Source organism: Novosphingobium anseongense, assembly GCF_037482895.1.
Taxonomy (GTDB): Bacteria; Pseudomonadota; Alphaproteobacteria; order Sphingomonadales; family Sphingomonadaceae; genus Novosphingobium; species Novosphingobium anseongense.
Genome location: NZ_JBBHJZ010000002.1, coordinates 875,839 through 897,646 on the forward strand (window position 1 = coordinate 875,839; position 21,808 = coordinate 897,646).

Here is a 21,808-nt window from a genome sequence, read left to right on the forward strand (position 1 = left end):
GCGCCGGACAAGAATAGGGACCCTTCGTGGACAATCAGCGTAACATCATCATTGCGGTCGTGCTGACCGCGCTGATCCTCTTCGGTTGGGACTACGGGGTCAAGCAGGTCTACCCGAACGCCAACAAGCCTAAGCCCGTCGCCGCGGCGCCGGCCGCGCCCGAAGCGGCGGCGCCCGGCAAGCCGACGCGCGAGGGTGGGCTGACCAATTCGGCCGACATTGCGCTCGAAGCGCGCGACCTCAAGTCCGCGCTCGCCACGGGCGGTCGCATTCCGGTCGACGCACCGGGCCTGGCCGGCTCGATCAATCTGACCGGCGCGCTGGTCGACGATCTGACCACGAAGCGCCACACCGCGAGCGTCGAGAAGAACAGCGGCCCCGCGCGCATCTTCTCGCCCGCCGGCACGCCGGCGCAGCACTTCGCGCAGTTCGGCTGGGTGGGTGAGGGCGTCGCGCTGCCTAACGCTGCGACCGTCTGGACCGCGCCGGCCGGCGCGAAGCTGACCCCGGCGACGCCGGTCAGCATCGCCTGGACCAACCCCACCGGCCAGACCTTCACGATCCGCTTCGCGATCGATCAGGACTATATGATCACGGCGACGCAGAGCGTGGTGAACCGCGGCGGCGCCCCTGTGACCGTCCGCCCCTTCGCGCTGGTCAACCGCACCGACAAGACCGCCAGCCTCGACAGCTTCAACGTCCACTCGGGCCCGATCGGTGCCTTCGACGGTTCGGCGAATTTCGGCACCAACTACGAGGACGTGCGTGAGGCGGGGACGATCGCCAATCCCGGCAAGACGAACTGGGTCGGCTTCACCGACGTCTACTGGCTCTCGGCGCTGATTCCCGACAAGGTTCAGGCGACCAGCGATTTCCGCTCGCTGGGCGGCAGCATCTTCCGCTCGGACCTGCTCTACCGCTCGGTCGCCATCGCGCCGGGTCAGCAACTGACGCGCACCACGCGGCTCTTCGCCGGCGCCAAGGAAAGCGCCGTGCTCGATCGCTATGAGGAAAGCGGCATCGCGCGCTTCGGCTTGGCGATCGATTGGGGTTGGTTCCGCTGGTTCGAAAAGCCGATCTTCATGCTCCTGACCGCGCTGTTCCACACGGTGGGCAACTTCGGCGTGGCGATCATCCTGCTGACGCTGATCGTGCGCGGCATCATGTTCCCCGTCGCCCAGCGGCAGTTTGCCTCGATGGCGGCGATGCGCGCTATCCAGCCGAAGATGAAGGCGATCCAGGATCGCTACAAGGACGACAAGCAGAAGCAGCAGCAGGAGATCATGGCGCTGTACAAGCAGGAGGGCGTCAATCCGCTCGCCGGCTGTCTGCCGATCTTTCTGCAGATCCCGATCTTCTTCGCACTCTACAAGGTGCTGATCCTGGCGATCGAGATGCGCCACCAGCCCTTTGTGCTGTGGATCAAGGATCTTTCGGCTCCCGATCCGCTGCATATCCTCAACCTGTTCGGCCTGTTGCCCTTCACCCCACCCTCGTTCCTGGCGATCGGCGTGCTCGCGCTGCTGCTCGGCATCACGATGTACTTCCAGTTCAAGCTGAACCCGGCGGCGATGGATCCGATCCAGCAGCAGATGTTCGCGATCATGCCCTGGGTCATGATGTTCGTCATGGCGCCTTTCGCCGCGGGCCTGCTGATCTACTGGATCACCTCGAACATCCTGACGATCGCGCAACAGAAGTACCTTTATTCGAAGCATCCGCAGCTTAAGGCGCAAGCCAGCAAGGACGCCGTCGTGACGGCGCGCTCGACGAAGTGAGCCCCGAGGACGAACTCAAGGCGGAGCGAATCGAGCGGGCCGGGAGGCTGTTCTCGGGCCGGGTGGAATTCCTCAAGAGTGCGCCCGCGCTCCAGTTCCTGCCCGATCCCGACGCGCCCGAGATCGCCTTCGCGGGGCGCTCGAACGTCGGCAAGTCGTCACTGCTCAATGCGCTGACCGGCCGCCGTTCGATCGCGCGCGCCTCGGTGACGCCGGGGCGCACGCAGGAACTCAACTTCTTCGACGTAGGCGGGCTCGAAGAGGGCGGGCCGCCGGTCCTGCGGCTGGTCGACATGCCCGGCTACGGGTTCGCCAAGGCGCCGCCCAAGGTGGTCGAGAACTGGAAGCGGCTGGTGCGCGACTTCCTGCGCGGCCGCGACGTGCTCCGGCGCACCCTGGTGCTGATCGATTCGCGCCACGGGCCCAAGAAGGTCGACGTCGAGATGATGGAGATGCTCGACCAGTCGGCGGTCGGCTATCGCCTGGTCCTGACCAAGGCCGACAAGATCAAGGCCAGCGACCTGGCCGCGGTCAAGGCCGCGACCGAGGCCGAAGCGCGCAAGCACCCCGCCGCCTATCCCGAAGTGCTGGTTACCTCGTCCGAGCTCAAGATGGGCATCGACGAACTGCGCGCTGCCGTGCTCGCCGACGCGGAGATTTGACGGTCGTCAGGGTCGTGGTCGCCGTTCGAAGTTGGACAATGATCGTTGGGGAACGATAATGGAATGGGGCAGCAGTCCGAAACCCGAAAGATCAACGTCAGGACGCGCAGGCTACCCGCTCTTCCGAGCGCTTGGACATATCGCATCCTTTTCATTAATTGCTTTTGTCATCGTCCAGCAGATATTTGCCATCTGGATCACCCTGACCTTAGATCCCTTCGAATGGGTCGAGTTTTTTCAGGACGATGCGTATTACTATCTAGGCATTGCTCGAAACATGGCCGAGCATGGGATCAGTGCGTTCAGCCTTCCGATTGAAACCAATGGTTACCAGCCGCTATGGCTGATGATCCTCAGCATCGCGGCGAAGATAGTCGAGGGCGACAGGGTACTGCTCGTGGTCCTGACCCACGCGCTCGAGCTCGCTGCCATCATCGGGTTTATGGTGTTGTCGCGACGGCACTATGGTTGTGCTTGGCCGGCGGCACTTGCAATATTATTGTTTCCCAATATCATGACCTCGGGAATGGAAACGGTGCTAATTCCGCCGCTGGCCATTCTTTATTTCCAGTCGCGAACTTGGCAGAGACGGGGGCTTTTCGCGAGCCTCCTGTTTCTTTCCCGCCTTGACGCTTTGGCTCTTGTCGCCGGGCACGCACTATACGATTTGATCCTCCGCCGCAGGATTGACTGGCGAGAGCATGCCATCCTCCTGGTGACTGTCGTATCATACTTTGCGCTGAATTATTTCTTCTTCGGTTCTCCGGTGCCCGTTTCTGGATTGGCCAAAGCGGTGGGCAACGTGCCTGGAGAGAATCTTCCGACCGGCTTGCGGTTACTACATCGGCTGCTTCCCACGCTCATTGTCCTAACGCCACTTGCGTTGCTGCGCTTGCGGCGAAATTATTCATTCCGGAATCCTGCGGCGCTCACGGCCTGCCTAATTGCCGTGACGGCTTCGGCTCTGTATTACGGCGTGTTTTCCGGTTGGCCATTGTGGTCATGGTATCTCTGGGCGGTGATGCTGGCAGTCTATTTTGTCCTCGTCGAACTGGCAGGGATCGAAAGTCGTCTGACAGAGCGATATTTTGTGATGGGCGGACCTGGGCGGATCATTGGCCTTATTGTGCTTCTATCACATATATCGGCGGCATTTTGGATTTATCACGGACGCTTTTGGCCTTTGGGTGAGCGTTACAATGGGGTGGTCGAAGTCGAGGTTTTTTTTGAGCGCGACAACGTGCTCGTCGCGCAAGCGTTAAACCGCACGGACCCGGGCAGAACGACCTTCGTAATGGGTGATCGCGCGGGGAGTCTCGGCTATTTTCTCGACGACCGGTTTCGCTTCATTCAGCTTGAGGGGCTCGTTGGAAGTTACGAGCAGATCAAAGCTATGCGTGCGGATATGACCGTTGACTACATCGATGCCTTGAGTCCTGATTGGCTAATTGTCGATCGTAACGAAAATCTTCAGGTTATCGATGGCCAGTTTGTCGTTGAAGAGCCGTACCAGGGATTGTCGGTTCGGGAGGGAGCTTACATATTATGTTTTCCTTTCACTGCGAGAATTCCTTCTTCTGCTTTTGGTTCGCGAAGAGATACCCGGTACTTTTTTCGATTCTCCGCAAGGCAGGATTGCTCGCCTGTAGCGCTTGACTGGTTTGAGGAGTGGCGATCTAAGTATCATGGCCCCATACGCGGGGACTTGGGCCGTTTACCCGCCTTCATGGATTTTCTGGGCGGCTCGTGATCCTTCGATGACTTGTTCATTCTCGACACCGCCAGCCTGAACGCCTAGCTTTCGATGCATGAAGCTTATCATCGGCAACAAGAACTATTCGAGCTGGTCGCTGCGCGGCTGGCTGGCGGCCAAGCAGTCGGGCCTGGCCTTCGAGGAGATCCAGGTCCCGATCCACGGCGACGACTGGGAAGCGCAAAAGAAGCAGATCGGCGAGATCTCCCCCTCGCAGGGCAAGGTGCCCGTGCTGTGGGACGGCGAGGCGGTGGTCTGGGATAGCCTCGCGATCATCGAATATCTGGCCGACAAGGTCGGCCGCGATCGGTTCTGGCCCAAGGCCGACGATGCGCGCGCCATGGCGCGCTCGATGGTGGCCGAGATGCACTCGTCCTACTTCGCGCTGCGCCGGCAATGCCCGATGAACATCCGCCGCCGCTTCGAGCAATGGGAGATCGACGGCGATGCGCGCGGCGACATCGTCCGCATCCTCGGCCTCTGGGCCGAGGCGCGCGCGCGCTTCGGCAAAGGCGGGCCTTATCTGTTCGGCTCGTTCTGCGCGGCCGACGTGATCTATGCGCCCGTGGTCAGCCGTTTCGTGACCTATGGCATCGGCGTCCCCGGCTTCGCCACGGCCTATATGGAAGCCGTCTGGGAGCACGAATGGCTCCAGCAGTGGATCGCCGCAGCCGAGGCCGAGGAATGGGTGATCGAGCAGTACGAGATGCCGGCGCGCGTCTGACGCGGCTCATGCCGGCCGGCCCGGGCTCTCGTAGGGCTCGCCGTCCTTGTGCAGATAGCGACCGTCGCCCGTCCACATCATGTCGATGTCGGGATAGAAGCCGCCAGCGTCGGGTCCGGCGCTGATCGCGACGAAGACGCAGTCGGCCTCGCTCTCGTTGATCAGGTGATGACCGTTCTCGACGTCGCGCGGCCAGGCGCAGACGTCGCCGGGACGCACGATGGTCCGTCCGCCATCCTCGATCAGCACGGCCTCGCCGGTGAGCATGATCAGCAGTTCGTCCTCGCCGCGATGCCAGTGCCGCTGCGAGGACCAGGCGCCGGGCTTGAGCACGACGTGGCTGGCGCCGAGCTGAGTGAGCCCGCCGACCGGCGCGAGACGGCGGTACCAGCGGCCCTTGACCGCCTCGTTGAACGGCACCGGATAGCCCGTGCGGTTGGTCTGCGGGATCGCGTCGAGATCGAGCTTGGGCACTTGGACCTCCCTCCTGGTTCTCGGCCTGTGTCTTGTGCGAGCAGGCTATAGCCCATATGCGTGGTCGCACACATGCAAGTCGCCGAAACTGTCCTCGACCTCGCCGAAGCCCTCATCGCCTGTCCGAGCGTTACGCCGGCGGCGGGGCTCGTGTTCGACTGCCTCGAGGCGCAGCTCGCGCCGTTGGGCTTCGCGGTCCACCGCGCCGTGACCGGCGAGGCGCCCGACGGGCCGGTCGAGAACCTCTTCGCCATCCGCCAGGGCCCGCCGGGCAGCCGCCACTTCGCTTTCGCCGGCCATGTCGACGTCGTGCCGCCGGGCGAGGGCTGGACCTCGGCGCCTTTCGCGCCCGAACGGCGCGGCGACCTGCTCCATGGCCGCGGCGCGGTCGACATGAAGGGCGCGATCGCCGCCATGGTCGCCGCCGTGCGCGACATCCCGACCGACGCCGGAACCTTGAGCTTCATCATCACCGGCGACGAGGAAGGCCCGGCCAAGTACGGCACGGTCGCGCTGATCGAGCACATGCGCAGCGTCGGAGCGATTCCCGATCTCTGCCTGGTGGGCGAACCGACCTCCTCTGCGCGCCTCGGCGACGTGATGAAGATCGGCCGGCGCGGCTCGGTCAACATCTGGATCGACGTCGAGGGCACCCAGGGCCACGTCGCCTATCCGCATCTGGCCGACAATCCTGCACCCAAGCTGGTCGCCCTACTGGCCGAGCTCGACGCGCTGGTGCTCGACGAGGGGACCGACTGGTTCCAGGCCTCGAACCTCGAGATCACCCAGATCGCCATCGACAATCCGGCTACCAACGTCATCCCGGCCAAGGCCTCGGCGCGCGTGTCGATCCGCTTCAACGATCTGCACACGGGCGAGGGGCTCGCGGCGCGCGTCGCGGAGATCGCCGCGCGCCATGATGGGACCACGCGCGCGGTCATTTCGGGTGAGGCCTTCCTGACCCTGCCCGGCGAATTCTCGCGGCTGGTATCCGAAGCCATCGAGGTCGAGACCAGCCTCGTGCCCGAGGCTTCGACGAGCGGCGGCACCTCGGATGCGCGCTTCCTGCGTGCGCTCTGCCCGGTGATCGAGTTCGGCCTGTCCAACGCGACGATGCACAAGCGCGACGAGGCCGTGGCGATCGCCGATCTCGAAGTGCTGGCGCGGATCTATCGCCGCGTGGCCGACGCCGCGCTGGGCGACTGACGCCTGCGCCGCTTGCGGTATTTGCCGGGCCTGCGCCGCGCTGATAGCCTGCGCGCCGACGGCTTTCTGACAGGGTATCCCGAATGACGCGACGTTTGACGATCTGGATCCTGACGGGCCTGTTCCTGGGCATCGCGGTGGGTACCGCGCTGCATCACAGTTTCCCCGAGGGCGACAAGACCCTCGCCCAGATCGCCGACACCTTGAAGCTGCTGCCCGACGTGTTCCTGCACCTGATCAAGATGATTATCGCGCCGCTGGTCTTCGCCACCCTGGTCACCGGCATCGCCAACATGGGCGACAGCGCAGCGCTCGGCCGGATCGGTGGGCGCGCGCTGGCCTGGTTCATCACCGCCAGCCTGATCTCGATCGGCGTCGGCCTGTTGCTGATCAACGTGTTCCAGCCCGGCGTCGGGCTGGCGTTCAAGGCGGGCGGCGACATCGGCCAGCTCGCGACCGGCGATTTCACCTTCCGCCACTTCGTGCTCGAGGTCTTCCCGACCAGCGCGGCCGACGCCATGGCCAAGAACAACGTACTGCAAATCCTGGTGTTCTCGCTGTTCTTCGGTGTCGCGCTCTCCGCGCTGCGCGAGAAGGGCGAGATCATCGTCAAGGGGCTCGACGCGCTGGCCCAGGTGATGATGCAGGCAACCGACTACGTCATGCGCTTTGCACCTTTTGCGGTGTTCGGCGCCATGGCCTCGGTCATCGCGATCCGCGGCTTCGGAATCGTCATCACCTATGCCGCGCTGATGAGCGAGTTCTACTTCGGGCTGCTGATCCTTTGGACGATCCTGTTCGGCATGTGCGCGCTCGTGCTCAAGAAACGCGCGTTCGCGCTCGCGCGCTACATCCGCGAGCCGGTGCTCCTCGCCTTCTCGACCGCGAGCTCGGAAAGCGCCCTGCCCCGCCTGTTCGAACAGCTCGACAAGTTCGGCGTGCCGCGGCGCATCTCGGGCTTCGTGCTACCGCTCGGCTACAGCTTCAACCTCGACGGCTCGATGATGTACACGAGCTTCGCGACGATGTTCATCGCTCAGGCTTACGGTATCGACCTGTCGATCGGCCAGCAGATCGCCATGCTGCTCACCCTGATGGTGACCTCGAAGGGCATCGCCGCCGTGCCGCGTGCGAGCCTGGTCGTGATCGCCGCGACGCTCACCCAGTTCGGCCTGCCAGTTGAAGGCATCGCGCTGATCCTTGGTGTCGACACTTTCCTCGATATGGGCCGTACCGCCACCAACGTGCTGGGCAATGCGGTGGCGACGGCGGTCATCACCAAATGGGAGGGCATGCTCCAGCCAATGCGCGATCCCGACGCGCCCTTCGTCGCCGAGGCGCCGCACGATACGGTCGCCCACGGTCGCCAAGGCCTGAACTTGGACCCGACGCCGGACGATTGATCGGGAACCGTGAGGCTCGGCCGGCGATAAGGTGACATGACCGAAGTCGCCACAGTTCCCGATGCCACAGCGCCCGAGGCATCGCATTCGGCGCTGCAGTGGCGGATGGTGGCCGGCTTCGTCCTGGGCCTGGTCATCGGTCTGCTGGTCTACGCCACGATGCGCGATGCGGCCTGGGTCGCTCCGACGATCACCTACGTCACGACGCCGATCGGGCAGATATTCCTGCGGCTGCTGTTCATGCTGGTCCTGCCGTTGCTGTTCTCGGCGCTCGTCGTGGGGATCGCCGAGATGGGCGAGATTCGGGCCCTGCGCTCGGTCGGGGTAAGGACCCTGATCTACACGCTCGTCGTCTCGTCGATCGCCGTGGCCGTCAGTCTGATAGCGGTGAACGTGCTGCGGCCGGGCGGGGGAATCGATCCGGCGGCCGCCAGCCAGTTGATTGAGCAGGCCCGCGCCGGGGCGGCGGGGGTTGTCGAGCAATCGGGCAAGGCCAAGACCGGGGTCGATGCGCTGGTCGGTATCGTGCCCTCGAACCTGATCACGGCGATGAGCGAGAACGACATCCTGGCGGTTATGTTCTTCGCGCTGTTCTTCGGGGTCGGCCTGCTGCTCACCCAGGGGCCGAAGACCGATACGCTCAAGACCGTGTTCGAGGGGCTGTTCGAGATATCGATGAAGCTGATCGGCCTCGTCATCCAGCTCGCCCCGATTGCCATCTTCTGCTTCATGTTCAACCTGGCCGCGCAGTTCGGCTGGGACCTGTTGTTCAAGCTCGCCGCCTATGTCGGCGTCGTGCTGCTGGCGCTCGGCGTGCAGATGTTCGTCGTCTTTCCGCTGCTGCTGCGGCTGCTCGCCGGCAAGAACCCCGTCACCTTCTATCGCCAGATCCAGGAAGCGACGGTGATGGCCTTCGCCACGGCCTCGTCCAACGCCACGCTGCCGACCACCTTGCGCGTCGCAGACGAGCGGCTGCGCCTGCCGCCGCAGGTCGCGCGCTTCGTTCTGACGATTGGCGCTACCGCCAACCAGAACGGTACGGCGATGTTCGAGGGCGTGACCGTGCTGTTCCTCGCGCAGTTCTTCGGGATCGACCTGACGCTGAGCCAGCAGCTCTTCGTCATGCTCGTCTGCATCCTCGCCGGGATCGGCACGGCGGGCGTTCCCGCGGGCTCGCTGCCGGTGATCGCGTTGATCCTCGGCAGCGTCGGGGTCCCGCCCGAGGGGATCGGTCTGATCCTCGGAGTAGACCGCTTCCTCGACATGTGCCGCACGACCTTGAACGTCGTCGGCGATCTCGTCGCGGCAACGGTGATTTCAGCGGGAACTATGCCGCAGCGGCCCGCCTGATGCCTCAGGCAGCCGTCCTGGGCGCTTTTGCGGCGGGCTTGGCACCTTTCTCGAGCACTTTGGCCTTGTAGGCGCAGAGGTCGACAACCGCGCAACGCCAGCATTCGGGCGTGCGCGCCTTGCAGGTGTAGCGACCGTGCAGAATCAGCCAGTGGTGCGCGCCGACGCGAAACGGGCCGGGGACCTTCTTGTCGAGCCCCTTCTCGACCGCGAGCGGTGTCTTGCCCTTGGCCAGGCCCGTGCGGTTGCCGACACGGAAGATGTGGGTGTCGACCGCGAAGGTCTCGGCGCCGAAGGCCGAATTCATCACGACATTGGCGGTCTTGCGGCCGACGCCGGGCAGCTCGACCAGCTTGTCGCGGTCGGCCGGGACCTCACCGCCGTAGTCGCGCACTAGGATTTCGGACAGGGCGACGACGTTCTTGGCCTTGGCGTTGAACAGGCCGATCGTCTTGATGTGCTGCTTGAGCGCCTCTTCGCCGAGGTCGACCATCTGCTGCGGCGTCTTGACCTCCCGGAACAGCGCGCGCGTCGCCTTGTTGACGCCGACGTCGGTCGACTGCGCCGACATCACCACGGCGACGAGCAGCTGGTAGGTATTGCCGAATTCGAGCTCGGTCTCGGGCGAGGGGTTGGCCTCGGCGAGACGGCGGAAGAACTCGAAGACGTCTGCCTGCTTCAAAGTCCGAGCACTTCGGGCATCGTGTAGCGGCCCTTGGGCTTGCCGAGCAGCCACTGCGCCGCGCGCACCGCGCCCTTGGCGAAGATCGTGCGATTCTCGGCGAGGTGCGACAATGCGATGCGCTCGTTGTCGGCGAGGAAGTGGACCGTGTGGTCGCCCGCGACCGTGCCGCCGCGCAGGCTTGCGAAGCCGATCGTGCCCGTGCCGCGCTTGCCGGTGATGCCGTCGCGGCCGCGCTCGCTGTTGTCGGCCAAGGCGATGTTGCGGCCCGTGGCGGCCGCTTCGCCGAGCAGCAGCGCGGTACCCGAGGGCGCGTCGACCTTCATGCGATGGTGGGTCTCGACGATCTCGATGTCCCAGTCGTCGCCGAGCCGCTGCGCCGCTTCGCGGACCAGATGCGCGAGCAGCGTGACGCCGAGCGAGGTGTTGCCCGTCTGGAGCACCGCGGTGTTCTCGGCCGCGGCGTCGCAGAGCCAATGGTGGCGTTCTTCGAGACCCGTCGTGCCGACGACGATGGGAATGCCCGCGGCGACTGCCGCGTCGAGATTGGCCTCGAGCGCGTGCGGCGAGGAGAAGTCGATCAGCACGTCGCTGTCCTTCGCCAGCGCCTCGACGTCGCCGCCCTTGTCGATCCCGCCCGACAGCGTCTCGCCCGCCGTCGCCAGGGCCGCGGCGATCGCCTGGCCCATGCGACCCTCGCTGCCGATGATTCCGATACGCGCCATCCTGGCCTCACACTCAACCGTCATGCTGAACTTGTTTCAGCAACCATCGTGCCTCACACACGGACCTGTCCTTGGGGCACAATGGACCCTGAAACAAGTTCAGGGTGACGGCAAAAGGCTAGGTATGCGCGTGGTCCGCAACATCGTGATCCTCACCGGCGCTGGTGTCAGCGCGGAAAGCGGCATCGACACCTTCCGCGGTGGTGGGGGCCTATGGGAGCAGCACCGCGTCGAGGACGTCGCCACGCCCGAAGCCTTCGCGCGCGATCCCGATCTCGTCCTGCGCTTCTACGACATGCGGCGCTCGGCGATCCAGGAGAAGCAACCGAACGAAGCGCACTTCGCGCTGGCGCGGCTCGATCGCGAATGGCGCGGAGACCTGCTGATCGTCACGCAGAACGTCGACGATCTCCACGAACGCGGCGGCGCCGGACGGGTGTTGCACATGCACGGCGAGCATCTCAACGCCTGGTGCACGGCTTGCGACGTGCGTTCGCGCTGGACCGGGCCGCTGATCGACCGGCCGGCCTGCCCGGCCTGTGGCGAACGGGCGCTGCGACCCGACGTCGTCTGGTTCGGCGAGATCCCTTATCGCATGGACGAGATTCATGACGCGCTACGCCATGCGGACCTCTTCGTCTCGATCGGCACCTCGGGCGCGGTCTATCCGGCCGCGGGCTTCGTGCGCGGCGCGCGCGATCTCGGCGCACAGACGCTCGAGCTCAATCTCGAGCCGTCGCAGGGCTCGGCCTGGTTTCACGAGAGCCGGCTGGGGCCGGCGAGCGAGATCGTGCCGGCTTGGGTGGATGAAATTCTAGCGAAGGCCTGAGCAGCCCCGGCACTCGGGATCCTTGGCGATCGTCAAGGGCCGGAGGCTCGGCGCGAGACCGTCGAACAGCTGGAGCTTGCCCCACAGCGGCTCGCCAAGCGCGGCATGGCCTTGGAGCAGCACGCGAATCGCATGCATCGCCGCGAAGGTCCCGACCACGCCGGCCATGGCGCCGAGCACGCCGTCGGCGGCGCAGGTGTCGCAATCCTCGGCATCGAAGGCATCGCCGACGAAGCAGCGGTAGCAGGCCTCGCCGTCAAGATGCCCGGCGAAGTTGGCGATCTGCCCCTGGAAGCGGCCGAGCGCGGCGCTGGTCAGCGGAATGCCGAGCGCGACGCAGGCATCGGACACGGCGAGGCGAGTCGCGAAGTTGTCACAGCCGTCGAGTACCAGATCGCTGCCTTCGAGGATTTCCGCGGCATTGCCGGTTCCCACCCTGGCCATGACCGCACGGACCTCGATCGCCGGATCGAAGCGCGTTACCCAGTCCGCCGCGACCTCGGCCTTGCCCCGGCCAAGATCGGCGGGCGTGAATATCGTTTGCCGCTGTAGATTGCTTTCCTCGATCACGTCGCTGTCGATCAGCGTCAGCCGACCGATTCCCGCGGCCGCCAGGTACTGCAGCGCGGGGCTGCCGATACCGCCGCAGCCCATCAATGTGACGTGAGACTTCGCGAGTGCGACCTGCCCGGTGCCCCCCACTTCGGGCAGGACGATATGGCGTGCGAAACGATTGAGGCGATCGGGCGAGAGCATGTCGGCGGGCCTTGCGCACGCGTGCCTCGACAAGCTCGGCACGAGCGGGATTGGGGAAATATCGCCCCTAACCGCTCATCCGGAGCTTGTCGAAGGATGACTGGCGTTAGCTCTCAAGCTGGCGCAGCAGGCTCCGCACGTCGCCATCCATGTCGGCGTCGCGCGTGCGCAGATCTTCGATCAGGCGGACGGCGTGGATCACCGTCGAGTGATCGCGGCCGCCGAACTTGCGGCCGATCTCCGGATAGCTCCGCGGCGTGAGCACCTTGGCGAGATACATTGCCACCTGGCGCGGGCGCACGACCGCGCGGGCGCGGCGCTTGCTGGCCATTTCGGTGCGGTCGACGCGGTAGAACTGGCAGACCGTGCGCTGGATCTCGTCGATCGTGATGCGTTTGCGATTCGCCGAGAGGATGTCGGTAAGCTGTTCCTCGGCGAGCTGCAGCGAGACCGCCTGGCCCGTCAGCTGCGCATAGGCAATCAGCTTGTTGAGGCCACCCACCAGTTCGCGGACGTTGCGATTGATCGTGCGCGCGAGGAACTCGATCACGTCGCTCGGCACGTCGCTCGGCGCGAAGCGCGCGAGCCGATGCTCGAGGATCGAGCGGCGGAGTTCGATGTCGGCCGGCTGGATGTCGGCGACGAGACCCATCGACAGGCGCGAGAGCAGGCGCTGTTCGACGCCGTCGAGCGCCTGGGGCGCACGGTCGGCGGCGAAGACCAGCCGCTTGCCTTCGGCCAGCAGCGCGTCGATCGTGTAGAGCAGTTCTTCCTGTGCCGAAGCCTTGCCGATGATGAACTGTATGTCGTCGACCAGCAGTAGGTCGAAGCCGCGCAGCCGCGACTTGAACTCGATCATCTGGTTCTGGCGCAGCGCCTGGACGAATTCGACCATGAAGCGCTCAGCCGAGCAGTAGAAGATGCGCGCCCGCGGGTGTGCGGCGAGATAGGCGTGGCCGATCGCGTGAAGCAGGTGCGTCTTGCCCTGGCCGGTGGCGGCCTTGAGGTAGAGCGGCGAGAACTGCGGCGCTTCGACCGCGGCCATGCGCTGCGCGGCGTTGCAGGCAAGCACATTGGCATTGCCCGTAACGAAGCTGGTGAAGGTCAGCGACGGGTCGAGGCCCACCGATCCCTGGACTAGTGCGCCGAATTCCTGACCGCCGAGGCTGGCGGCGCCGGTGTCGAGCGATGGAGCGCCATCGTTTGCCGGGCGGCGCGCGCCACCGCCGGCACCGCCGAGTCGCAGCTCGGGCAGCGGGCGACGGCCGGGATGAACCGAAATGCGCACGTGGCGCACGTCGGGCCGCGCGATCTTCCATGCCAGCGATAGGCGATCGGCGAAGCGATCGGCCACCCAGTTGGCGGAGAATTCGGTCGGCAGGAACAGGTCGAGCGTGCCCGTTTCCTTGCAGAACGAGCCGACCTGAATCGGCTTGATCCATTGGCTGTGAAGTTGCTGGCCCAGGTCCTTGCGGAGCCCCTGGCTGATGTCGGCCCAGTCGGCCGCCAAGTCGAGCGCTTCCCGATCCTCATCCATTTTCGCGTCGCAAACCTTACCTTTGCCAGGTGTCGCAGTCACGCGTCCCCCCGTCTGAGAAACCGTCACACGGTCCTCCTTTAAAATTGACGACCCCACACACGCACACGATTCCCGTTGGAAATCGTACATGCGCACGAAACCCTCTCGCCGCATCGAGGATGCGGCGCCCCACTCGAAATATCTGTAAGCAATCTCCCGGCGCGACCCTGCGCTGGGAGGACCGATTTATGGAGGACTTGGCGGGAAGAGCAAGGCGCGGTCTGCAAAAAAATTGAAATATACTGCCTTGACAGCGGAACGGCTGAGGCAATCCCTAACGCGCAGTCAACCCTATGATTTCATTATGATTTTTTGCAGGGCGCGCGCCGAATCGCGGGATTTCAAGGACTTCACCGGAACGTCATCGTCCTGTCGTTCGGACATGAAAAAATGGCCGGTGCGCAATGCACCGGCCATGTTCCGTTTTCGTCCCGCTCGCTCACCTTGTGAGCCAGCGAATCGCACATCACTTCAAGGGCGAATCAGAGCGCGGAGACGCGCTTCGTGAGACGCGACAGCTTGCGCGATGCGGTGTTCTTGTGAAGCACGCCGCGGGCGACGCCACGCTGCAGTTCCGGCTGGGCTTCCTTGAGCGCAGCGGCGGCCGCATCCTTGTCGCCACCGGCGAGAGCGGCCTCGACCTTCTTCACGAAGGTGCGGATGCGGCTCAGGCGGTTGCCGTTGATCAGGGCGCGGGTTTCGTTGCGACGGATGCGCTTACGGGCTTGCGGCGTATTGGCCATGTCTGTCCTCTGTCATGGCCGCAGGGGCCGTAGCTGGTAAAAAATCGATAGCTTCGCGGGCGAGCAAGCCCGCCGGAAAGCGCGGCCCTTAGCGGCGAGGGTCCGAATCGTCAAGCAATCTCGCGGATGGCACACGCGACGGCGGTGCCGTCACTTCTGACACTTCGGGCACCAGAAGGTGCTGCGCCCGCCCTGGTTGAAGCGTGCGACGGTGCCGCCGCAGGCGCAGGGCTCGCCCTCGCGGCCGTAGACGCGCCAGGAGGCGGCGAAGTAGCCGAGTTCACCGTTGGGCTGGGCATAGTCGCGGATCGTCGAGCCGCCGGCCTCGATCGATTCGGCGAGGACGGTCTTGATCGCCGGCACCAGCCGTTCGAGCGCCGGGCGCGAGATCTTGCCGGCCTCCTTGTCCGGGCGGATGCCCGCGCGGAAGAGCGCCTCGCAGACATATATATTGCCGAGCCCGGCGACGATCCGCTGGTCGAGCAGAAGCGGTTTCACCGGTGCGATTCGATCCTTGAAGGCCTGATGGAGATGGCGCGGGGTGAGATCGTTGCCCAGCGGCTCGGGGCCGAGCGCGGCAAACGGCGGCCATTGGTCGAGCGCGGCGCTGTCGACGAGATCTACCGAACCGAAGCGGCGCGCGTCGTTGAGCGCGAGGACGTGGCCGGCAGCGGTCTCGAGTACGAGGTGGTCGTGCTTCTCGATCGTGTCGGGCTCGATTCGCCACCGGCCCGACATGCCGAGGTGGAACACCACCGTCTGGTCGCGATCGGTGTGGATCAGACCGTACTTGGCGCGGCGGCCGAGCCCGGTGACCGTGGCGCCGGTCAGTGTCTGGACAAGGCCAGGCGGGAAGGGGCGGCGCAGGTCGGGCCGGTTGACCGACACCCGCGCGATCTTCGCACCGTCGAGATAACGGGCAAGGCCGCGGACCGTGGTTTCGACTTCGGGTAATTCGGGCATTTGCGCGCTCTATCACCCTTTGCCCGCGCGGCAATTCCCCCTAAGGCGCAACACCATGAGCGAACAGGCATCCTTCGGTTACGAGGACATTCCCGCGGACGAGAAGGTCGAGCGGGTCGGCGCGGTCTTCTCAAGCGTCGCGCGCAAGTACGACGTCATGAACGACGCCATGTCGGTCGGCATGCACCGGCTGTGGAAGGACAAGTTCGTGCGCCGGGTGAAGCCGCGCGAGGGCGAGGTGATCCTCGACATGGCCGGCGGCACGGGCGACATCGCCTTCCGCATGGCTGACGAGGGCGCCGAGATCACCGTCTCGGACATCAACCAGGACATGCTCGACGTCGGCATCGAACGCGCGATGAAGCGCGGCATCGACGGCCTCGTCTGGTCGCGGCAGAATGCCGAGGAGCTGGCCTTCGCGGACCGCACCTTCGACGCCTATACGATCGCCTTCGGCATCCGCAACGTGACGCACGTCGACAAGGCCCTGGCCGAGGCGTTCCGCGTGCTTCGGCACGGCGGGCGCTTCTTCTGTCTCGAGTTCTCGACCACCGAATGGCCGGGCTTCAAGGAAGCCTACGATGCCTATTCGCACAAGCTCGTCCCCAAGATCGGCCAGGCGATCGCCGGCGACGCCGAATCCTATCGCTATCTGATCGAATCGATCCGCCGCTTTCCCCCGATGCGCGAGTTCGAGGCGATGATCCGTACCGCCGGATTCAGCCAGACCAGGGTCGAGCCGATCCTGGGCGGGCTCGTTGCGATCCATTCCGGGTGGAAGGTTTGACCACACCCGCGACGCATATCGCGCGGCTGCTGCGCTGGGGGCGTGTGCTCGCCCGCCACGGCGCGCTGCGCATCATCGAGGAGGGGGCGAGCACCCCCGCGCCCGTGCGCCGGCTGTGCAAGCTCGCGCGCCTGGGCACCATTCAGCCGCGCGTGCCCGACTATGCCGCGGCCTTTCGCGCGATCGGCCCCGCGGCGATCAAGCTCGGTCAGACCCTGGCGACGCGCCCCGACGTCGTCGGCGAGGAGGCGGCGCGCAACCTACTGAGCCTGCAGGATCGCCTGCCGCCGATCGGTTTCGACCTTATCCGTGCCGAGATCGAGACCAGCTTCGGCGCGCCGCTCGACGCGCTGTTCGCCTCGATCGAGACAGAGCCGGTGGGCGCCGCCTCGATCGCGCAGGTCCACCGCGCGGTCACGACCGATGGCCGCACGGTTGCGGTCAAGGTGCTGCGCCCCGGCGTGCGCGAGAAGTTCGCGCGCGACATCGAGACCTATGAATGGGCGGCCGCCCATCTCGAGGCGCTCGGCGGCGAGGCAGCGCGGCTGCGTCCGCGCGCGATCGTCGCCAATCTCAAGCGCTGGACCGTGCGCGAGCTCGATCTGCGGCGCGAGGCGGCCTCGGCATCCGAGCTTGCGGAGGCGATGAAGGGGCAGGAGGGCTATCGCATTCCCGGCATAGACTGGGATCGCACCAACGGCCGCGTGATGACGATCGAATGGATCGACGGCATCAAGATCAGCGAGATCGACGTGCTGCGCGCCCAGGGCCACGACATGGCCGATATGGCGCACCGCCTGGTACTGACCTTCCTGCGCCAGGCGATCAGCGCCGGCTTCTTTCATGCCGACATGCACCAGGGAAACCTGTTCGTGCAGGCCGACGGCACGATCGTCGCGATCGACTTCGGCATCATGGGCCGGATCGACCGCCGCGCGCGCCAGTGGCTGGCCGAGATCCTCTATGGCCTGACCACGGGCGACTATCGTCGCGTCGCCGAGATCCATTTCGAGGCGCAATACGTGCCGAGCTACCATTCGGTCGAGGAGTTCGCGACGGCGCTGCGCGCGGTCGGTGAGCCGATGCGGGGCAAGCCGGTCAGCGAGTTGTCGGTCGGGCAGATGCTCGACGGGCTCTTCGCGATCACCCGCGATTTCGACATGCAGACCCAGCCGCACCTGCTGTTGCTGCAGAAGACCATGGTGATGGTCGAGGGGCTGGCCACGGCGATCGATCCGCAGATCAACATGTGGGACGTCGCCGCGCCCTTCGTGCGCAGCTGGATCCGCGACGAGCTCGGGCCAGAGGCGGCGATCGCCGATCGGCTGCGCAGCGACGTCTCGACGCTGCTGCGCCTGCCCGAGCTGATCCGCCGCATCGAGGATCGCTTCCCAGCCAAGGGCGGCGCGCCCGATCAGGCGCCCTTGCCGCATGTCGAGATCATGTGGCAGCGTAAACGCCGCGGTAAACCGTGGCTGGGCTATATATTCGCGGCATTGGCAGGGGGCGCGCTGGTATGGGCCACGACGCAGGGGATAGTGCTGGGATAAGGCCTGAGGCGGCTGCTTTGGCGCCCGCCTGGGATCGCTTCGCCCACTGGCCGGCGCTGCGCGCGCGGCTGGGCCTGCTGGCCCTGGTCCTGCTGCTCGTCGCGGCGGCCCTCGTGCCGATCGGCGAGCGCGAGGACAAGATCGAGACCCGATCCTTCGTCGAGAACCTGAAACCGGGCCAGAACGGCGCCGACGCGAAGAATGGCGCCGAGCGCCCGCGCGACGAGGATCTCGTGCTCTACGACCGCGTTATCGCGCGCATCCGAAAGGGCGAGAACTACTACGACTTCATCGTCGCCGAACACCGCCGCGCCAACTATCCGGTCAATCCCGGCTTCGCGATCCGCCTGCCGACTCTGGCCTATATCGAGGCCTGGATCGGGGAGCCGGGTCAGATCGTCGCCGCGATCGTGTTGATGTTCGCCGTGCTGCTCGCCTGGTGGCGCCGGCTGGGCGAAGAGCCCGGCGGCGAGCAGAAGCGCCGGCTGCTGACCCTGGCCTTCCTCTTCCTGGGCGTCTCGCTGGGGCTCAACCGCTATTACTTCGTGTTGCACGAGCTGTGGAGCGGCACCTTGCTCGCACTGGCTTTTGGCCTGCACCGGGTCCGCGAGGACGGGACCGGACGCTGGGGCGCTGCGCTGGCCGTTGCCGCGCTCGCGCTCGCGATCCGCGAGCATGCCCTGCCTTTCGTCCTGCTCATGGCAGCCATGGCCTTCTGGCGCCGCGACTGGCGCGAGGGCGCGGCCTGGAGCGCGCTCGTCGCCGCTTTCCTGATCGCGCTGTCGGTGCACCATCAGGTCATCGCCGCGCAGGTGCTGCCGAGTGATCGCCCGTCCGATCCCTGGCTCGCGTTGCGCGGGCTTTCTGGTTGGCTGTCGAACATCGTGATGTCGAGCAACCTGCGCTTCCTGCCGCACTGGCTCGCCGGGCCGATGATCGTGTTGATGATCGCCGGCTGGGCGAACTGGCGGAGCTGGGCCGGCGCCTTCGGCACCCTACTGTTCCTCGGCTATGGTCTGGCCTTCATGATCGCCGGGCGGCCTGACAACTTCTATTGGGGCGCGGAGATCGCGCCGGCCATGTTCATCGGCCTGGCTTTTTCGGGCCGCGCGGTGAAATCGCTGATCGCGTCCGCCTTTCCCGATGCGCCCGAAGCGTCGAGGTGAACAAGGTAATTGCGCGTAAACCATAGTGCGGGCACAAGCGCGCCGATGGGTACGCCTCGCATCCTGCTGATCGTGGGCGGTGGGATCGCCGCTTACAAGTCCTGCGAACTCGTCCGCCTGATCCGCAAGGGCGGCGGCGAAGTGACCTGCGTGCTGACCGACGGCGGCGCCAAGTTCGTCACGCCGCTGGCCTTGGCCGCGCTCAGCGAGAACGAAGTCCACACGACGCTCTGGGATCTCAAGAACGAGGTCGAGATGGGGCATATCCAGCTTTCGCGGCAGGCGGACCTCGTCGTCGTCTGCCCGGCGACGGCCAACATGCTCGCCAAGATGGCGCAGGGCATCGCCGACGATCTCGCGACGACCTTGCTGCTCGCCACCGACAAGCCGGTCATGGCCGTGCCGGCGATGAACGTGCGGATGTGGCAGCACGCTGCGACCGTGCGCAACGTCGAGACCCTGCGCGCCGCCGGCGTCGACGTGATGGCGCCCGACGAGGGTGCGATGGCCTGCGGCGAGTACGGTCCCGGTCGCCTGCCCGAGCCCGAGGCGATCTGGGCGCGCATTGCCGGCCATTTCGGCCTGGCTTCCCCGGCGGTGCAGTCGCCGGCGCTACCGGTAGCCTTTGATGACGAGGCTGAGGCTGAACCCGAAACCGGCGGATTGGGCGGCCTGTCGAGCACGATGATCGCGCGCAAGACGCCGATCGTCTTCGCCGACGATCCGTTCGACGACGTGACCTTTACCGGCCCGGCCTTCCTCGCCCCCGAGGCGGTGGAAGAGACGCCGCCGCTCGATCTCTCGGGGCCGCTGCTGTCGAAGAAGGGCAAGGCGCGGGCTGCGCCGCCGACCGATGCCGAGGCGCTCAACCACTTGGTCTCGCCGCATGGCGCCGTGCCCGAGCCTTTCGGCGAGGCGCCCGAGGACGTTCTGGCGGGCCAGCCCGATTTCGAGGGGGATCCCGCGCATCGTCCGCTCTATGGCAAGCATATCCTGATCACCGCCGGGCCTACGCACGAGCCGATCGATCCGGTGCGCTATATCGCCAACCGTTCTTCGGGGAAGCAGGGCTATGCCATCGCCGCCGCCGCCGCCGCGCTGGGCGCGCGGGTGACCTTGGTCTCGGGCCCGGTCAATCTGCCGACGCCGCCGGGGGTCGACCGCATCGACGTCGAGACCGCGGTGGAGATGGGCAATGCAGTCAAGGACGCGCTGCCCGCCGACGTTGGCGTGATGGTCGCGGCCGTGGCCGACTGGCGCACGCAGAACACGGCGCAGGAGAAGATAAAGAAGCGCGGATCGGCGCCGCCCGTGCTGATGCTGACCGAGAATCCGGACATCCTTGCGACGGTCTCGGCCCACCCCAAGCGGCCCAAGCTGCTGATCGGCTTCGCCGCCGAGACCGAGAACGTGCTCGACAACGCGCGCGACAAGCGCAAGCGCAAGGGCGTCGACTGGATCATCGCCAACGACGTGTCGGGCCCGAGCGGCGAGAGCGTCATGGGCGGTTCGTCGAATACCGTGCATATCGTGACCGAGAAGGGAATCGAGGACCTTCCGGAAATGCCCAAGGAAGAGGTAGGGAGGGCCATCGTCGAAAGGATCGCCCTTGCACTCGGAACCTAGCATCCCCGTACTGGTCAAGCGCCTGCCGCATTTCGAAGGCCTGGAGCTTCCTGCCTATGCCACCGCGGGTGCAGCAGGGATGGATGTGCTCGCCGCTGAGGACGTGACCCTGGCGCCCGGTGGCCGTCACGCCGTGGCGACGGGGCTCGCGCTTGCGATTCCGCCCGGCTACGAGATCCAGGTGCGTCCGCGTTCGGGGCTCGCGCTCAAGCATGGCATCTCGGTGCCGAACGCTCCGGGCACGATCGATTCGGACTATCGCGGATATATCTGCCAGATCGATAAGCGCTTAGAGCGAGCTGCGAACCGCCACGTCAGGCATTGAAGAGTTAGCGGAAAAGGTAGCCGGGGCGATTCGCTATCCTGAGCAGCGGTGTCTCGCGCACCATCTGCGCGCGCGACTTACCGCGTTCGGCTTCTGCTGGTGACAGTGCCACTCATCGATAACGCGTATCGGCTGCCTGATAGTATGCCGCATATACCCAAAACTCGTTCGATGGAGGCAGTTGGACGCCGCCTATGCCCCGAGCGCAAGGCGCAAGGCTTTCCGATAACATACGGGGCGAGCCCCGGGGGCAAGGGCAGCCCACTCACTTCGGACTTCATCCTATAATGATGAAACTGCCGCTATGTTAATTAACGTATTGGCTATGCGCAAAAAAAGGCGGCCGAGGGCAACGGTGCGCTGTTGTGTTGTAGGATTGCCGGAGCTCAACCGCGAAGAAAAACAGTTAAATATGCGCATTGTAGGAAATTTATACTTCGATTCCTACAATCGAGGCTGTGGCCTTGGCGCTGTATCATCTTGACTATAGCCGGTGATTGCGCCAGATACTCATTCTTAGGAAGTAATTTGATTGTTCGACGGAGTGAGGGGCTAGGCTCGCTGTCACATGGTTTACGTTGTGCGCTCGGACCCAAGAACCTGCAGGGAACTTGGCCATCCTCACCTCGGGCACATACCGATGATTTGGACCAGTCACTGGGAGTGCGACACCGAGGCGAGCGAATATCTGATCGCAAGGGGCACTGGTAAGTGGACTGATCAGGCG

At 65.2% G+C, this 21,808-nt stretch carries 19 protein-coding genes and 1 pseudogene; 13 read left to right on the top strand and 7 right to left on the bottom strand.

What is annotated here, in order from left to right:
- Nucleotides 1-26 precede the first annotated feature (26 nt).
- Genes yidC through WG901_RS13010 form a run of 4 tightly spaced genes read left to right on the top strand, consistent with a single transcriptional unit; the run spans nt 27 to nt 4,917 of the window.
- Nucleotides 27-1,778 (top strand): membrane protein insertase YidC, encoded by a 1,752-nt coding sequence (yidC, locus tag WG901_RS12995; RefSeq protein WP_339587492.1) that lies wholly within the window; start codon nt 27-29, stop codon nt 1,776-1,778.
- A complete protein-coding gene (gene yihA, locus WG901_RS13000; RefSeq protein ID WP_339587493.1) occupies nt 1,775-2,440 on the top strand; it encodes a ribosome biogenesis GTP-binding protein YihA/YsxC in 666 nt (221 codons plus the stop codon). Before yidC ends, yihA begins: the two co-directional genes overlap by 4 nt.
- A 58-nt stretch (nt 2,441-2,498) precedes the next feature.
- Nucleotides 2,499-4,190: a hypothetical protein gene (locus tag WG901_RS13005; protein ID WP_339587494.1), complete on the top strand. Its 1,692-nt coding sequence runs from the start codon at nt 2,499-2,501 to the stop codon at nt 4,188-4,190.
- A gap of 58 nt (nt 4,191-4,248) precedes the next feature.
- Nucleotides 4,249-4,917: a glutathione S-transferase family protein gene (locus WG901_RS13010; protein WP_339587495.1), complete on the top strand. Its 669-nt coding sequence runs from the start codon at nt 4,249-4,251 to the stop codon at nt 4,915-4,917.
- A gap of 6 nt (nt 4,918-4,923) precedes the next feature.
- Here WG901_RS13010 and WG901_RS13015 read toward each other — a convergent pair whose 3' ends face one another.
- Nucleotides 4,924-5,391 (bottom strand): cupin domain-containing protein, encoded by a 468-nt coding sequence (locus WG901_RS13015; protein ID WP_339587496.1) that lies wholly within the window; start codon nt 5,389-5,391, stop codon nt 4,924-4,926.
- Between the two features lie 72 nt (nt 5,392-5,463).
- On the opposite strand from WG901_RS13015, the gene dapE reads away from it, so the two are divergent.
- From dapE to WG901_RS13030, 3 genes are all read left to right on the top strand, one after another.
- Nucleotides 5,464-6,597: a succinyl-diaminopimelate desuccinylase gene (dapE, locus tag WG901_RS13020; protein WP_339587497.1), complete on the top strand. Its 1,134-nt coding sequence runs from the start codon at nt 5,464-5,466 to the stop codon at nt 6,595-6,597.
- Nucleotides 6,598-6,680: 83 nt separating this feature from the next.
- Nucleotides 6,681-8,000 (top strand): dicarboxylate/amino acid:cation symporter, encoded by a 1,320-nt coding sequence (locus tag WG901_RS13025; RefSeq protein ID WP_339587498.1) that lies wholly within the window; start codon nt 6,681-6,683, stop codon nt 7,998-8,000.
- Between the two features lie 36 nt (nt 8,001-8,036).
- The gene (locus tag WG901_RS13030) at nt 8,037-9,350 is read left to right on the top strand and encodes a dicarboxylate/amino acid:cation symporter (protein ID WP_339587499.1); all 1,314 of its coding nucleotides are present in this window, start codon (nt 8,037-8,039) and stop codon (nt 9,348-9,350) included.
- Nucleotides 9,351-9,354: 4 nt separating this feature from the next.
- On the opposite strand, the gene nth is transcribed toward WG901_RS13030, so the two are convergent.
- Nucleotides 9,355-10,032: an endonuclease III gene (gene nth, locus WG901_RS13035; RefSeq protein ID WP_339587500.1), complete on the bottom strand. Its 678-nt coding sequence runs from the start codon at nt 10,030-10,032 to the stop codon at nt 9,355-9,357.
- Nucleotides 10,029-10,757, bottom strand: a complete 729-nt coding sequence (dapB, locus tag WG901_RS13040) for a 4-hydroxy-tetrahydrodipicolinate reductase (RefSeq protein WP_339587501.1) — start codon at nt 10,755-10,757, stop codon at nt 10,029-10,031. Before dapB ends, nth begins: the two co-directional genes overlap by 4 nt.
- A gap of 124 nt (nt 10,758-10,881) precedes the next feature.
- On the opposite strand from dapB, the gene WG901_RS13045 reads away from it, so the two are divergent.
- Nucleotides 10,882-11,586: an NAD-dependent deacylase gene (locus WG901_RS13045; protein ID WP_339587502.1), complete on the top strand. Its 705-nt coding sequence runs from the start codon at nt 10,882-10,884 to the stop codon at nt 11,584-11,586.
- Here the strand turns inward: WG901_RS13045 and WG901_RS13050 are convergent.
- From WG901_RS13050 to mutM, 4 genes are all read right to left on the bottom strand, one after another.
- On the bottom strand, nt 11,572-12,342 hold the full coding sequence (locus tag WG901_RS13050; protein WP_339587503.1) for a HesA/MoeB/ThiF family protein: 771 nt from the start codon (nt 12,340-12,342) through the stop codon (nt 11,572-11,574). The two genes, WG901_RS13045 and WG901_RS13050, sit on opposite strands and share 15 nt — an antisense overlap.
- A gap of 106 nt (nt 12,343-12,448) precedes the next feature.
- Nucleotides 12,449-13,879 carry a chromosomal replication initiator protein DnaA gene (gene dnaA, locus WG901_RS13055; protein ID WP_339587504.1) on the bottom strand — a complete coding sequence of 477 codons (1,431 nt, stop codon included), beginning with the start codon at nt 13,877-13,879 and terminating at the stop codon, nt 12,449-12,451.
- Between the two features lie 524 nt (nt 13,880-14,403).
- On the bottom strand, nt 14,404-14,664 hold the full coding sequence (gene rpsT, locus WG901_RS13060; protein WP_339587505.1) for a 30S ribosomal protein S20: 261 nt from the start codon (nt 14,662-14,664) through the stop codon (nt 14,404-14,406).
- A gap of 150 nt (nt 14,665-14,814) precedes the next feature.
- Nucleotides 14,815-15,627: a bifunctional DNA-formamidopyrimidine glycosylase/DNA-(apurinic or apyrimidinic site) lyase gene (mutM, locus tag WG901_RS13065; RefSeq protein WP_339587506.1), complete on the bottom strand. Its 813-nt coding sequence runs from the start codon at nt 15,625-15,627 to the stop codon at nt 14,815-14,817.
- Nucleotides 15,628-15,682: 55 nt separating this feature from the next.
- Between mutM and WG901_RS13070 the strand changes: the two genes are divergently transcribed.
- The 5 genes and pseudogenes from WG901_RS13070 to dut form a co-directional block, all read left to right on the top strand.
- Complete coding sequence (locus WG901_RS13070) at nt 15,683-16,414, top strand: class I SAM-dependent methyltransferase (protein WP_339587507.1); 732 nt, start codon at nt 15,683-15,685, stop codon at nt 16,412-16,414.
- The gene (gene ubiB / locus WG901_RS13075) at nt 16,411-17,964 is read left to right on the top strand and encodes a 2-polyprenylphenol 6-hydroxylase (RefSeq protein ID WP_339587508.1); all 1,554 of its coding nucleotides are present in this window, start codon (nt 16,411-16,413) and stop codon (nt 17,962-17,964) included. Before WG901_RS13070 ends, ubiB begins: the two co-directional genes overlap by 4 nt.
- Before the next feature lie 17 nt (nt 17,965-17,981).
- Nucleotides 17,982-19,130, top strand: coding sequence for a hypothetical protein (locus WG901_RS13080; RefSeq protein WP_339587509.1), 1,149 nt, complete (start codon nt 17,982-17,984; stop codon nt 19,128-19,130).
- Nucleotides 19,131-19,175: 45 nt separating this feature from the next.
- Nucleotides 19,176-20,756 carry a bifunctional phosphopantothenoylcysteine decarboxylase/phosphopantothenate synthase gene (locus WG901_RS13085; protein ID WP_339587510.1) on the top strand — a complete coding sequence of 527 codons (1,581 nt, stop codon included), beginning with the start codon at nt 19,176-19,178 and terminating at the stop codon, nt 20,754-20,756.
- Nucleotides 20,740-21,021, top strand: a pseudogene (dut, locus tag WG901_RS13090) (dUTP diphosphatase); the annotation flags it as partial. The gene WG901_RS13085 and the pseudogene dut, both read left to right, overlap by 17 nt.
- Between the last annotated feature and the right edge of the window lie 787 nt (nt 21,022-21,808).

Bases quoted from the DNA above. Each gene is read 5' to 3' on its own strand.
- WG901_RS13025 (WP_339587498.1), top strand. From the start codon at position 6,681: ATGACGCGACGTTTGACGATCTGGATCCTGACGGGCCTGTTCCTGGGC.
- WG901_RS13010 (WP_339587495.1), top strand. From the start codon at position 4,249: ATGAAGCTTATCATCGGCAACAAGAACTATTCGAGCTGGTCGCTGCGC.
- dapB (WP_339587501.1), bottom strand. From the start codon at position 10,757: ATGGCGCGTATCGGAATCATCGGCAGCGAGGGTCGCATGGGCCAGGCG.
- mutM (WP_339587506.1), bottom strand. From the start codon at position 15,627: ATGCCCGAATTACCCGAAGTCGAAACCACGGTCCGCGGCCTTGCCCGT.
- WG901_RS13070 (WP_339587507.1), top strand. From the start codon at position 15,683: ATGAGCGAACAGGCATCCTTCGGTTACGAGGACATTCCCGCGGACGAG.
- WG901_RS13050 (WP_339587503.1), bottom strand. From the start codon at position 12,342: ATGCTCTCGCCCGATCGCCTCAATCGTTTCGCACGCCATATCGTCCTG.
- WG901_RS13005 (WP_339587494.1), top strand. From the start codon at position 2,499: ATGGAATGGGGCAGCAGTCCGAAACCCGAAAGATCAACGTCAGGACGC.
- WG901_RS13085 (WP_339587510.1), top strand. From the start codon at position 19,176: ATGGGTACGCCTCGCATCCTGCTGATCGTGGGCGGTGGGATCGCCGCT.
- rpsT (WP_339587505.1), bottom strand. From the start codon at position 14,664: ATGGCCAATACGCCGCAAGCCCGTAAGCGCATCCGTCGCAACGAAACC.
- dapE (WP_339587497.1), top strand. From the start codon at position 5,464: ATGCAAGTCGCCGAAACTGTCCTCGACCTCGCCGAAGCCCTCATCGCC.
- dnaA (WP_339587504.1), bottom strand. From the start codon at position 13,879: ATGGATGAGGATCGGGAAGCGCTCGACTTGGCGGCCGACTGGGCCGAC.
- WG901_RS13045 (WP_339587502.1), top strand. From the start codon at position 10,882: ATGCGCGTGGTCCGCAACATCGTGATCCTCACCGGCGCTGGTGTCAGC.
- WG901_RS13030 (WP_339587499.1), top strand. From the start codon at position 8,037: ATGACCGAAGTCGCCACAGTTCCCGATGCCACAGCGCCCGAGGCATCG.